Source organism: Streptomyces sp. NPDC005485, from assembly GCF_040606085.1.
Classification (GTDB): Bacteria; Actinomycetota; Actinomycetes; order Streptomycetales; family Streptomycetaceae; genus Streptomyces.
The window spans coordinates 1-13,184 of sequence record NZ_JBEXDZ010000215.1; the positions used below are offsets into that span (position 1 = coordinate 1).

The window sequence follows — 13,184 nt, forward strand, 5'->3', positions numbered from 1 at the left end:
TAGGGGGTGTTTTGAAAGTCCTGTGCGGTGCCCGCGGTGTTCGGTGCGTGCCCTCGGCGTGCCGGACGAAGGCCCTCGTACTGGACGTACTTGGGACTTCGGCCGGTGCGGCGAGGGTGCGTGCCGGGCGCCGCGGGTGCTGTGCGGGACTTTCAAAACACCCCCTAGCGGGGGTGGTTTCCGACGGAGACGGTGCCGGTGGTTTTCGCACCGGCACGGTTGTCGTACACGACGTCGTCGGTGGACTTCTTCCAGATCTTGATCAGGAAGGTGTCCGGCTTGTCGGTCGCGGTGATCCGGAATCCGTAGCCGCTCTTGCCGTTGACGGTGCCGGAGCCCTGGTAGACGGCGTGGGACCCGCTGATCACGAGCCAGTCGGAGGCCGTGGAGCGGAACGTGAGCCGGGCGGGGCGGAAGGCGAACGTGGCCTCTCCGGTAGGGGCGGTGGCCCCCTTTCGGTATCGGGCACCGAAGGCGAACGCCGCCTTGCCGGTGAGGTCCGGCCTGGCCGGGAAGGCCCCGGCCGGTGAGGTGATCGTGCCGGCGCCGGACGCCGGTCCGGCGGCACGGTCGTAGACGATCAGCTCGGGAAGAGTCTCGCTGTCCGTGGCGCCGTCGTCGTCGGTGATGGTCATCACCGGACGACGGATACCGGCTTTGGTGTAGGTGTGTTCCGCGCGGCATACGGAGGCGGAGACCTTGCCCGACTGCGGCTTGCTCCCGTCCTTCCAGTCGACCGCGCAGGTGTGGCTGTCGCTCGCGCCCGGGTCGGTGAATTTCGCGGTGACGACCGCGCGCCTGCCGACCGGCACCGGGGACTTCGGTCCCTCGGCGGAGGTGATGGCAGGTGCCGCGTTGGCCACCTCGACGGTCGCCGTGTCGCTGCTGCGCCCGCCGGTCAGGGTGACCTCGTAGGTGCCGTCGTCGGTGCACGCGATCGTGGTCCTGGCGGCCGCCGCGTCGGCGAAGGTGCAGGGCGCTCCCGCCGAGACGGTCCACTTCGGGCTGCCCGCGCCGGAGACCGTGCCGTTCAAGGCGATCGCGTCACCTTCCTTCCCGCTCGCGTCCTCACCGGCGTGCACGATGGTCACCGGGTCGATGCCGGTCAGCGTGGGTGCGACCTTCTTGATCAGACCGTCCGAGTCGAACTCCAGCTTGTCGATGGTCGTTTCGCGGTGCATGCCGTCACCGCCGGGGATCGCGAACCGGTGGTAGGCGATGTACCAGTCGTCGGTGTTCGGGACATGTACGACGCTGTGGTGGCCGGTTCCCTTGATGCCCAGTGAGAGGTCCTTCGAGAGGATCACGCCCTGCTTCGTCCAGGGGCCGGCGGGGGAGGGGCCGGTGGCGTAGGCGACACGGTAGTTCTCGTCCCGGGTGTCGTTCTCCGACCACATGAAGTAGTAGGTGCCCTTGCGCTTGACGACGAAGGAGCCCTCGTTGTAGCCGCTCGGGGTGATGTCCTTCGTCTTCGAGGTGTCGAGGGAGGTCATGTCGTCGTTCAGCGGGGCCACGTAGGCATGCCCGTTGCCCCAGTAGAGATACGACTGCCCGTCGTCGTCGGTGAAGACCGCCGGGTCGATCATCTGGCCGCTCAACTGACCTGCCTTGAGCAGCGGTTGACCGAGTGCGTCCTTGAACGGGCCGGTCGGCGAGTCGGACACCGCGACGCCTATGTTCGCGTCCGCGCAGAAGTAGAAGTAGTACTTCCCGTCCTTCTCGGCGATCGTCGGCGCCCAGGCCCTGCTGTCGGCCCAGCTGACGTCGGGTCCCAGGTCGAGGATGACACCGTGGTCCTTCCAGTGGACCAGGTCGGTGGAGGAGTACGCCTTGAACTGCGTGCCGCTCCAGCCCTCGAAGCCGTCGGTCGTCGGGTAGATGTAGAAGGTGTCGCCGAACCGCACGATGTTCGGGTCGGCGTTCAGTCCCGGCAGGACCGGGCTCTTCATGATCTGCGCCGAGACGGTCCAGGTGCGCTTCGTGCCGTCGGAGCCCGTCACCTCGTACGTCACCGGCTTGCTGAAGTCCTGGACGCTGCCGGAGGCGGGGCTGATCGCCGCGCCGTGCGCGAGGGTGAACTCCGGTGCCAGCGCGGTGAGATCGGTGCCCTCCTTCATCGGCAGCGTGACCTTGCTGTCGGCGTTGTCGATGATGGCGTCGACCTTGAGCGCTGAGTGGGAGACGTGCGCGATGCCCGCCGTGTTGCCGCTGAGCTCCATGACCTCCGCGGCCGACAGGGCCCGGTCGTAGATGCGGAAGTCGTCGACCTCGCCGGCGAAGTACGGGTCGGCCGCGTACAGGGACTTGCCGATGTAGCCGCTGTAGTCCTTGTTCGCGTCGTACAGCTCGGACGGCTTGATGGTGGTCGTCGTGCGGGCCGCCTCGACGCCGTCGACGTAGAGGACCATCGTGCCGCTCGTGCCGTCGAGGGTCACGGTGACGTGCCGCCACTCGCCGGGGGTGAGCTGCGAGCCGGCCGTCAGCTTCGACTCCGCGGACCAACTCGCCTTGGTGATGGCCGAGTAGAGACTGGATCCGCCGTTGGAGGGCGTGGCGAAGAGGTACTTGTCGCTGTCGGGGCCGAGGCCGAACAGCCACTCGAAGTTGTCGCCGCCCTTCCACTTGGCGTACGTCGACACGGTCACGCTGTCGGCGTTCTTCAGCACCCCGTTCGGGATCTTCACGTAGGGGGAGGCGGCCCCACCGGACATCTTGAACGAGCCGTCGTGCACGCCGGTGCCGAAGTCGGGCGTGCGGACGTATGTGCCGTGGTAGCCGTGGCCGCTGGAGTCACGGGCGATGTTGCCGCCGGTCTCGTCGAAGCGGTAGTCCAGGAGCAGGTCGGCCGGGACGTCGGCGCCTTCCTCCGAGACGGTGACCTCGGCCCGGACCGGGATCGCGGCGCCGCTCGGCAGGCTGCCGGTCACGCTGAAGGTGCCTGCCTTCGCGTACGCCGACGCCGGGACGTCCTCCCAGGTGACGGCGACGGGCCGCTTCACGCCGTCCGCGTACTCGGCGACGACGGTGGCGGGCAGGACAGGGGCCTTGCCGATCCCGGTCTTCACCGACACGTCCTCGACGCTCTCCACGAGCTGGTCGGGCTGGTAGGCGCGCAGCAGCCGGTCGTACTCGGCCTGGGTGACCGGCAGGACGGTGCCATGGCGTGGCTTCGACGGCAGGTCGTATCCGGTGGACGGGGTCCAGTCGCCCGAGCCGAGGTCCTTGGTCTCGAACGGGATGTAGCCGCGGCCTCCGAACTCGTCGAGGAAGGCGTACCACTTGTCCTCGGTGTTGGACTTGAACACCAGCGGACCTTCGGCGGCGCTCATCGCGCCCTTGCCGATGCCCTCGGCGACCGCGTCCCAGGAGGGGTTGAGGATCGAGTCGCTCTTCTCCTCGAAGATGAACTTGCTGTTGGGCGTCGAGGAGGTGTTGTTGCGCTCGTCCTTGGACAGGCGGTAGTACGTCCCGTCGTGCTGGATCATCGTGGAGTCGATGACCGAGTAGCCGCGGTCGATCCAGACCTTGGGCTCGCTGAAGGTGTAGAAGTCGCGGGTGGTCGCGTACATCATGCGGTTGTACGTGTCCCCGGAGTGCGCGTCGTTGTCGTACAGCTTCGACGCCCAGAAGACCACGTACTCGCCGAGCTTCGCGTCGTAGAACGCCTCGGGCGCCCAGGTGTTGCCCGCGCTGTCCGGGGAGATCTTCACCAGTCGCTGGTCGGTCCAGTGGACGAGGTCGGTGGACTCCCAGATCATGATGGACTTGCTGCCGGTGCGCTGGGAGGCGTCCCAGTCGCCGTTGCCGTAGATCCTGAGGTCGGTGGCGATCTGGTAGAACTTGTCGCCCTCGGGGGAGCGGATGATGAACGGGTCGCGCAGGCCCTTCTCGCCGAGCGTGGAGGTGAGGACGGGCTTGCCGTCGTTCAACTCCCGCCAGTGCAGCGGGTCGTTGCCCTTGCTGAGCGCGGAGTAGAGCTGCTCGCCGTCCGCGGTGCCCTCGCCGGTGAAGTAGCTGAACATATAGCCCTTGAGGGCTTCCTCGGCGGGCAGTTCGGGCACCTTGGCGGTCAGGACGCGGGTCGCGCTCGCCCTGCCCTTGGTGACCGTGGCGGTCAGGTCGACGGTGGCGGCGCCGTCGCCGTGCGCGGGTCGGCGGACCACGCCCGCCCCGGAGACGACGGCCGGATCGGCGGAGGACCAGGTGACCGTCGTGCCGTAGGCGCCGCCGTCAGGCAGGGTGAGGTTGCCGCGGGCGTCGTCGAGGTTGTGCACGCTCAGCGCGTCGGCGGCCTGCCGGGCGGCGGTGGCGTCGTCGAAGTCGGGGAGAACCGTGACGTCGAAGCTCCGGGTGGCAGTGACCGTGCCCTTCTTCAGGGTCGCCGTGAGGGTGGCGTGGCCGTCGGGCGAACCGGCGGCGGGGCGGGTCACCTTGCCGGAGTCCGAGACCACGTCGGTGTTGTCGCTGGCCCAGCTGATCGTGGAGCCGCCGGCCGTGCCGGTCCTCGGCAGGTCCAGGTCGGAGGTGACGGCCCCGGTGTCACCCAGGCTCAGGGCCGCCTTGTCGTCGGCGACGCCCTGGGTGTCGACGGGGAGGGCGAGCTGCTCGACCTCGGATCCGGCCAGCGCCCGGTCGTACACGCGGAAGTCGCGCATGCGGCCCTTGAACAGCTTGTCGCCGGAGTAGACCGACTTGCCCAGGTAGTTGGCGGTGGTGCTGCCCGAGCCGATCGCGCCGGGAGTGGTGGTGACCGAGGTGTTGCGGGCCACCTCCACACCGTCTTCGTAGAGCACACCCGTGGTGCCGGTCTGGGCGTAGGCGAGGTGCTTCCACACCGAGCGCGTCACATTGTGGGAGTCGGACGGCTTCGTGGTCTGTTCGGTCGACCAGTTGCCGGTCGCGACGGAGGTGCGGAGGGAGTTGCCGGTGGTGAACAGATAGCCGTTCCCGTTGCTCCCGCTGGAGTTGCCGAATCCGTAGAGGAAGTACGGCGTGCTCTGCGCGGAGTCGATCAGCACGTCCATGGAGACGGTGATCGACGCCATGCCCTTCATGATGTCGTCCGGCACCTTGACGTAGGTGTCGGAGCCGTTGAAGGCGAGCCCCTGACCTGATCCCGACCAGTCGGCGGTGCCGCTGACCGTGCCGTCCCGGCCGTTGCCGGACGAGTCGCTCACGGCGCTGCCCGAGGCGGCGTCGAGCTTGTACCAGAGGGCCAGGCCGTCGGTGATCTCCGCGGCTTCGGCCGTCGGTGCCGCCGACGCGGGGGCCGCGGGGCCGGCGAGGGCCAGGAGCATCGAGGCTGCGGTGAGTCCGGCGAGCTGGCCCGCCCGACGTCTCGCGCGGCCGCGCAGGAGTGCGATGTGCGTCATGTCGAAGTTCCCTGCTGAGACACGGCTGATGACGGAAAGGGCAACGCGGGGGAGGAGGAGAGGGGGCATCCTGCCGACGCCAAGGCCCTTGCGGGCACCTGCCGTTACGGGCGTGTGACGTCGTGTTGCGAGAGTGTCAATCGGCTTGTAGTGCACCGTCAAGAGGTTTCGAACAATGTCCGACAGGTCGAACGGATGCTTCCCGGCCATCAGTTGCCGCGCCACGACAAAGCCCGCGATCATGTCTCGATCGCGGGCGAAGTCCGGTCGTGTTCAGGAGTGGTGGCGGTGGCGGTGACGAACTACCCTTCCTCACCCGCCACATGGACACCGAACATCGCCCCCTGCGGATCCCGCAGCACGGCGATACGTGGCCCGTCCGGCACGGAGGTGGGCTCCATCAGGATGGTTCCGCCGGCCTCGGCCGCGGCGCCCGCCGTGGCGTCCACGTCCTCGACGGCGAAGTACGGCAGCCAGTGCGCCGGTACCTCGGGCGGGAACTTCTCGTCCATGGTCACCATGCCGCCGAAGTCGGCACCGTCGATGCCCCACTGCGTGTAGCGCTCCGAGGCGTTCACGCTCCAGCCGAACACCGTCGTGTAGAACGCGACGGCCCGCTCCGGAGCCCGCGTCATCAGCTCAACCCAGCCGAGCGAGCCGGGTGCGTTGAACACCCCGGCACCGGGAAAGGCCCTTGGCTGCCACAGCTGGAAGGCGGCGCCGGCCGGGTCGAGGGCCACCGCGAAACGGCCCACGTCGAGGACGTCCATCGGACCGAGGAGGAGCGTGCCCCCGGCGCTCTTCACCGCCTCCACGGCCGCATCCGCGTCGGCCACCGCGAACGACACGTTCCAGGCGACGGGCTGCGACTCCTGGTACAGCGGCGACAGGGCGGCGACCGCGGCGTCCCCGAGGTGCGCGACCGTGTAGCCGCCCGCCTCCTGGCGAGGATCGGTCTTCGCGCTCCAGCCGAACAGGCCGGCGTAGAACCGCTTGGCCGCCGCCAGGTCGCTGGTCCCGAGCTCGGTCCAGCAGGGTCCGCCGGTCACCGGCTTGTCGAGCTTCATGGCGTTCCTTCCAGCAGCTGCCACCAGGGAGCCCCCTTCAGCACGCTAAGCCCGTGCCCCGGCCCCGGCCATCCGGCGGCCTACTGGAGTACGGCGACATCGGCCACGTGCGCTCGACCGCGCACCGGCGACCCGGCGTCAGATCCCGGGCCGGTAGCGCAGCGGATGATCCGCCGGAATCTCCACGAGCACGATCTCCGTGCCGTCCGGATCGGCGATCCACATCTCGATCAGTCCCCAGGGCTCCTTGACCGGCGGTCGCAGCACCTCGACCCCGGCGGCCGTCAGCTCCTCGTGCGCCGCAGCGGCGTCCGGGACCTGGAGCCACAGCTTGACCGCGGGTGAGGGTGGGGTGTGGGAGCGGCCCGCGACCTCCAGGAAGCCGCCGCCGAGGAAGTAGACCGTGCCGCGTTCGGGGCCCGTGCCGAACTCGCGATACACGGCCAGGCCCAGTTTCCCGCCGTAGAAGGCACGAGAGCGCTCGGGATCGGTGGGACGCAGAAGCGTCCGGCTACTGAGAACATGCACCATGCAGCCGGAGCCTAATGGAAGCAGGGTTAGGCTCAGGTGCCCGAGCCGCGCCCCAGATCGGAGAAACGCTCCATGGACACCGCCCCCACCGGACTGACCTTCCGCGACGCCACCGATGCCGACGTCGACACCCTGGTGGCGCTCATCGAGTCGGCCTACCGCGGGGACTCCAGCCGGACCGGCTGGACCACGGAGGCGGACATTCTCCAGGGGCAGCGCATCGACGCCGAGGGAGTGCTCGCGGTCATCAAGTCGCCCGACAGCCGCCTGCTCACCGTGGAGCGCGACGGTGTGGCCGTCGCCTGCTGCCAGCTCGAACACCGCGGCGACCACGCCTACTTCGGCATGTTCGCCGTCAGCCCCGCACTTCAGGGCGGCGGTCTCGGCAAGGTGATCATCGCGGAGGCGGAGCGGCACGCGCGCGAGATCTGGGGTGTCACCGAGATGCACATGACGGTGATCTCCGTACGCGAGGACCTCATCGCCTGGTACGAGCGGCGCGGCTACCGCCGTACGGGAAAGATGACGCCCTTCCCGTACGGCGACGAGCGCTTCGGCGTGCCGCAGCGCGACGACCTCCAGTTCGAGCTGCTGGTCAAGGCGCTCGCATAATCGTTACGCCGTGAAGCGGCCGGTGCGTTTGATCTCGGGATAGTCGGTGGTCGCGCCGTCCAGCTCCAGGGCGCGCACCAGCCGCAGCTGGTCCTGGGTGTTCACGACCCAGCCGATGATCCTGAGGTCCGCCTTGCGGGCGCGCTCGACGATCTCCAGCGTCAGCCGGCGGATGTTGAGGCAGAGGGTGGCCGCGCCGGACTCCGTGGCGCGGTCCACGACATCGATGCCGTAGCGGCTCGCGATGAGCGCTGTCCGCACGCCCGGCACGAGCCGGGCGATCTCGTCGATCGCCTCGTCGTGGAACGAGGACACCTCCACCCGCCCGACCAGATCGCGCCGGTGCATCACCTCGGCCAGCGCCCGCGCGGCCGCCACATCCTTGATCTCGGCCTGCAACGGGGCCCGTACGGCGTCCAGGACCTCCTCGAAGAGGGGGACGCGCTCGCCATGGCCGGCGTCCAGCGTGCGCAGCTCGGAGAGCGTCTTCTCGGCGATCGGTCCCGAACCGTCGGTCGTCCGGTCCACGTCGGCGTCGTGCATGACGACGAGGGCGCCGTCCTTGCTCAGGTGCAGATCGAGTTCGATCAGGTCGAGGCCCGCGTTCTGGGCGGCCAGGAAGGAACGGAGCGTGTTCTCGGGTTCGATACCCATCACTCCGCGGTGACCGATGGTGAGGAAGTTCAAGGTCCAACTCGCTTCCGTCGACGGCGGCTCGGCTCGCGCGCGGACTCCGACGGGACGTCCACGCGGCAGGGCCGCAGCCTAACGGCCCGACTGTGCGATGTACCCGCCCGTACGCGGGGGAATGGGCCGACGGACCGGAAGGAACTGGACCGTCCCGCCCGGCCGGGTCACTCCTGGGTGGGCGAGTCCCGTGAGCGTTGACCGGAACCGCACCTCTTGCGTCCCGGCGCTCTGACGGCTAGGGGGTGTTTTGAAGGTCCTGTGCGGTGCCCGCGGTGTTCGGTGCGTGCCCTCGGCGTGCTGGACGAAGGCCCTCGTACTGGACGTACTTGCAGCTTCGGCCGGTGCGGCGAGGGTGCGTGCCGGGCGCCGTGGGTGCTGTGGGTGCTGTGCGGGACTTTCACAACACCCCCTGGTCAAATGGCGTCCCGGTAAGGGGAACCGAGCCCACGCGAAAGTCCCACGAGAGACTCCCACGGAGAGGCACGCCCATGACCGACCAGGCCGCCGAGGTCGCCCCCGACGCCCGTGTACTCCTCGACGCCATCAAGGCCTACTTCCCGGACCTCGGAGGCGCCGTCACCGACGCGGCGGAGGTGCGGCGCCTGCTCGCCCAGGCGCCCGCCTGGCCGTTCGAGCCGCCCGCGGTGGGCTCCGTCGAGGACCGCGCGGTACCGGGTCCGGCCGGGGCTCCGGACCTCCCCGTACGGATCTACCGGCCGCGCTCCGAGCGACGGTCGCCCGTGCCCCGGCCGACCGTCGTGTTCTTCCACGGCGGCGGCTGGGTGATCGGCGGCCTGGACTCGCACGACCCGATCGCGCGCGGCCTGTGCCGGGACGCGGACGCCGTCGTCGTGTCGGTCGACTACCGGCTCGCGCCCGAGGCCCGCTTCCCCGCGGCCGTCGACGACGCCTGCGCCGCGCTGGGCTGGGCGGCGGCGCACCTCGGTGAACTGGGTGAGGACCCGGGGGCGCTGGTCGTCGCCGGGGACAGCGCGGGCGGGAACCTCGCGGCCGTGGCGGCGCTGATCGCCCGCGACCGCGGCGGCCCGCCGCTCGCGCTCCAGGTGCTGGTCTACCCCGCGACCGACGCGCGACCGCGGCTCGACCCGCCCGCCGCGGACAGTGCGGGACACTTCCTCACGGCGGCCCACGGCCGCTGGTTCGCCGAGCAGTACTTCGGGCCCGACGGCGACCGGGCCCACCCGCACGCCTCGCCCCTGGTGGCCGAACTGCACCGTCTGCCGCCCGCCCACATCGTCACCGCGGGCTTCGACCGGCTCTGCGCGGAGGGCCGCGCGTACGCCGCGAAGCTGCGCGCGGCCGGTGTGCCGGTCACGGAGAGCCACTTTCCGGGCATGTTCCACGGATTCTTCGGCTTCCCGGAACTCCTCGCGGACGCCCGCGCCGCACAGCAGTCCGTAGCGGAAGTAATCGCCGCAACGGTGTCCGACAGGAAAAAGAGCGGTGAAGATGGGGGTGGCGCAGGATAATCTCCCGAGGCTCCACTTGTGGGAAGGAACCTCGGACGCATACGGTGTCCATACGCGAGGTTCTCCCGTGGAGGATGGGGCATGACGGAAATTCTTGTGCAGGCTGTGACGGAGGAGCGGGTTCCTCCCGTGGGCAGGGTGGTGGAGCACCCGGCTTGGCCCGTGCTCAAGGTTGCCGTGGAGGAGATCCGGCCATGGCAGTCCAAGGACGGCTCGATCGACTTCGAGGCCGAGGGCGCGCCCGACGCGTCCGATGCGGACCTGGCCGTACGCCGTGTCATAGACGCGATAGAGCAGCTCGCCCCGCTGCTGCCGCACGACGCCGACTACCACGCGGCGCTCGTGAAGGATCTGCGCCGCTGGGCGGACCAGGGCTTCCATGTGCCCGACTTCCTCGACTCGCTGCTGGCCTTCCAGCCCGCCGCACACCGCGAGGACGGGCTCCAGCACCTGGTCGTCTTCCCGATGTACACGCAGAACGGCAACCCGAACCGCAACTTCGAAGCGGTCGTGCTGCGCATGGTGTGGCCCGACTGGCTCGCGGAGCTGGAGGCCACCCGCTACGACAACCCGCTGTTCTGCGGGATCTCCTTCGAGGACTTCACCGCCGGCTACGACACGAACTCGGCCGTCCTCTTCCCGGAGACCATCGCCGTGCGCGAAGCGCCCGAGCGCTTCTCCTGGGGCGGCATCTTCTGCGACCGCGAGGCCGCCCGCTTCCGTGCCGTCACCGACGCCGCCGTCGGCATCCTGGGCCTGGAGCTGCCCGAGGACATCGCCTCGATGGTGCACGACCAGAAGCGCAGCGAAGAGGCCTTCGTCCTGTGGGACATGGTCCACGACCGCACCCACAGCCACGGCGACCTGCCCTTCGACCCGTTCATGATCAAGCAGCGCCAGCCGTTCTGGATGTACGGCCTGGAGGAGCTGCGCTGCGACCTCACCGCCTTCAAGGAGGCCGTGAAGCTGGAGGCCGACGGCGTCCCGCAGGCTCGTGACGTGCAGTACGCGGTCCTCTTCGACCGGATGTTCCGCTTCCCGGTCACCGGCGAGCGGGTGCGCAACTACGACGGTCTCGGCGGCCAGCTGCTCTTCGCCTACCTGCACAAGCACGACGTCGTCCGCTGGACCGACAACAAGCTCTTCATCGACTGGCAGCGCGCCCCGCAGATCACCAACCAGCTGTGCGCGGAGATCGAGAAGCTCTACCGCGACGGCATCGACCGCCCCAAGCTGGTCCACTGGTTCAAGGCGTACGAGCTGGTCTCCACCTATCTCGCCCCGCACCCGGGCTCCCGCTGGGCCAAGGGCCCGGACGCCCTGGACCTGACCCAGCCGCCGCGAAAGCTCGTGGACGACGTGCTTCCGGACGAGTTTCCGCTCAGCATGTTCTATGAGGCGCTCTCGAAGAAGCTGAAGAACGTGATCGCCTCCACCAAGGGCATCACGGCAGCGGGCGCCGAGCGGGCCGCCGCGTGAGTGACCGCATCAACACTGCTCAGGAGGCGAAGACCATGGCGGGGAACGGAGCTCTCAGCGGTGCGGTGATCGCGGTGGCCGGCGCGGGTGGACCCGCCGGGCGCGCGACGCTGCTGCGGCTGGCCGAGGCGGGTGCGACGGTCGTCGGCGCGGACAACGACCCTGAGCGGCTCGCGGAGGCCGTGGACGCGGCCCGCTACGCGTCGGGGGGTGCCACCGTCACCGGTGAGCCCGTCGACCTGCTCGACCTGGATTCCACCCGGGACTGGGCCACGCACATCGAGAAGGAGTTCGGCCGGGTCGACGGCGTCGTCCATCTCGTCGGCGGCTGGCGCGGCAGCGAGACGTTCATCAAGACGAGCCTCGACGACTGGGACTTCCTGGAGTTGCTGCTCATCCGCACCGTGCAGCACACCTCCCTCGCCTTCTCGGAGGTGCTCCAGCGCAGCGACCGCGGCCGCTACGTCCTGATCAGCGCCGCGGGCGCGACCAAGCCCACCGCGGGCAACGCCGCCTACGCCGCGGCCAAGGCCGCCGCCGAGGCCTGGACGCTCGCCATGGCCGACTTCTTCCGCAAGGCCGGGGGCGGTGAGGAGCTCAGCTCCGCCGCTACGATCCTGGTGGTGAAGGCGCTGGTCCACGACGCCATGCGTGCCGAGCGGCCCAACGCGAAGTTCGCGGGCTTCACGGACGTCAAGGACCTGGCTCGGGCCATCGCCGACGTCTGGGAGAAGCCCGCCGCGGAACTGAACGGAAACCGTCTGTGGCTGACCGAGAAGCCGTGAACCCTCCGAAGACCGACGCCCGGCGTCACCACGACCCGGCGGTCCGCGGCTTCGCCAGCGACAACTACGCGGGGGTCCACCCCGAGGTGCTCGCCGCCCTGGCCCTGGCCAACGGCGGGCACCAGGTCGCGTACGGCGAGGACGACTACACCGCGAACCTCCAGCAGATCGTCCGCAGCCACTTCGGTGCCGGTGCCGAGGCCTTCCCGGTCTTCAACGGCACCGGCGCGAACGTGGTGGCACTCCAGGCGGTCACCGACCGCTGGGGCGCGGTGATCTGCGCGGAGAGCGCGCACATCAACGTGGACGAGGGCGGCGCCCCCGAGCGGATGGGCGGCCTCAAGCTGCTCACCGTGCCCACGCCCGACGGCAAGCTCACACCCGAGCTGATCGACCGGCAGGCGTTCGGCTGGGACGACGAGCACCGTGCGATGCCGCAGGTCGTCTCGCTCGCCCAGAACACCGAACTGGGCACGCTCTACACGCCGGACGAGATCCGCGCGATCGTCGAGCACGCCCACGGGCACGGCATGAAGGTGCACCTCGACGGCGCCCGGATAGCCAACGCGGCCGCCGCGCTGGACGTGCCGATGCGGACGTTCACCAACGCGGTCGGCATCGACATCCTGACGTTCGGCGGCACGAAGAACGGCGCGATGTTCGGCGAGGCGGTCGTCGTCCTCAACCAGGACGCCGTCAGCCACATGAAGCACCTGCGCAAGCTGTCGATGCAGCTCGCCTCCAAGATGCGCTTCGTCTCGGTGCAGTTGGAGGCCCTGCTCGCCAAGGACCTCTGGCTGCGCAACGCCCGCCACGCCAACGAGATGGCGCAGCGCCTGGCCGAGGGTGTGCGCTCGGTGCACGGGGTGGAGATCCTCTACCCGGTGCAGGCCAACGCGGTCTTCGCGCGGCTGCCGCACGACGTGAGCGAGCGCCTGCAGAAGCGCTACCGCTTCTACTTCTGGGACGAGGCCGCGGGCGACGTGCGCTGGATGTGCGCGTTCGACACCACCGAGGACGACGTCGACGGGTTCGTGGCGGCGCTCAAGGAGGAGATGGCGCACTAGGGGGTGTTGTGAAAGTCCCGCACAGCACCCACGGCGCCCGGCACGCACCCTCGCCGCACCGGCCGAAGCCCCAAGTACGTCCAGTACGAGG

The 13,184-nt window shown here is 69.4% G+C and carries 9 protein-coding genes; 5 read left to right on the forward strand and 4 right to left on the reverse strand.

The window, feature by feature from the left end; all coding sequences use genetic code 11:
- Positions 1 to 164: 164 nt before the first annotated feature.
- The 3 genes from ABZS97_RS40265 to ABZS97_RS40275 all read right to left on the reverse strand — a co-directional run bounded on the left by ABZS97_RS40265 (position 165) and on the right by ABZS97_RS40275 (position 6,970).
- Positions 165 to 5,372: a family 43 glycosylhydrolase gene (locus ABZS97_RS40265; protein WP_356147310.1), complete on the reverse strand. Its 5,208-nt coding sequence runs from the start codon at positions 5,370 to 5,372 to the stop codon at positions 165 to 167.
- A gap of 302 nt (positions 5,373 to 5,674) precedes the next feature.
- Positions 5,675 to 6,439, reverse strand: coding sequence for a VOC family protein (locus tag ABZS97_RS40270; protein ID WP_356147315.1), 765 nt, complete (start codon positions 6,437 to 6,439; stop codon positions 5,675 to 5,677).
- A 138-nt stretch (positions 6,440 to 6,577) separates the two neighbouring features.
- Positions 6,578 to 6,970 (reverse strand): VOC family protein, encoded by a 393-nt coding sequence (locus tag ABZS97_RS40275; protein WP_356147322.1) that lies wholly within the window; start codon positions 6,968 to 6,970, stop codon positions 6,578 to 6,580.
- A 72-nt stretch (positions 6,971 to 7,042) separates the two neighbouring features.
- Here ABZS97_RS40275 and ABZS97_RS40280 point away from each other — a divergent pair, with 72 nt between their 5' ends.
- On the forward strand, positions 7,043 to 7,582 hold the full coding sequence (locus tag ABZS97_RS40280) for a GNAT family N-acetyltransferase (RefSeq protein WP_356147325.1): 540 nt from the start codon (positions 7,043 to 7,045) through the stop codon (positions 7,580 to 7,582).
- Positions 7,583 to 7,585: 3 nt separating this feature from the next.
- Here the strand turns inward: ABZS97_RS40280 and ABZS97_RS40285 are convergent, their stop codons facing one another.
- Entirely contained in the window at positions 7,586 to 8,269 is a 684-nt protein-coding gene (locus ABZS97_RS40285; protein ID WP_356147332.1) for a glycerophosphodiester phosphodiesterase family protein, read from the reverse strand.
- 491 nt (positions 8,270 to 8,760) lie between these two features.
- Here ABZS97_RS40285 and ABZS97_RS40290 point away from each other — a divergent pair, with 491 nt between their 5' ends.
- From ABZS97_RS40290 to ABZS97_RS40305, 4 genes are all read left to right on the forward strand, one after another.
- Positions 8,761 to 9,762 carry an alpha/beta hydrolase gene (locus ABZS97_RS40290; protein WP_356147336.1) on the forward strand — a complete coding sequence of 334 codons (1,002 nt, stop codon included), beginning with the start codon at positions 8,761 to 8,763 and terminating at the stop codon, positions 9,760 to 9,762.
- A gap of 81 nt (positions 9,763 to 9,843) precedes the next feature.
- Positions 9,844 to 11,241: a DUF6421 family protein gene (locus ABZS97_RS40295; RefSeq protein ID WP_356147339.1), complete on the forward strand. Its 1,398-nt coding sequence runs from the start codon at positions 9,844 to 9,846 to the stop codon at positions 11,239 to 11,241.
- Positions 11,242 to 11,276: 35 nt separating this feature from the next.
- The gene (locus tag ABZS97_RS40300) at positions 11,277 to 12,026 is read left to right on the forward strand and encodes an SDR family NAD(P)-dependent oxidoreductase (RefSeq protein ID WP_356147341.1); all 750 of its coding nucleotides are present in this window, start codon (positions 11,277 to 11,279) and stop codon (positions 12,024 to 12,026) included.
- Complete coding sequence (locus tag ABZS97_RS40305) at positions 12,023 to 13,093, forward strand: low specificity L-threonine aldolase (protein WP_356147346.1); 1,071 nt, start codon at positions 12,023 to 12,025, stop codon at positions 13,091 to 13,093. Before ABZS97_RS40300 ends, ABZS97_RS40305 begins: the two co-directional genes overlap by 4 nt.
- The last annotated feature ends 91 nt before the right edge of the window (positions 13,094 to 13,184 follow it).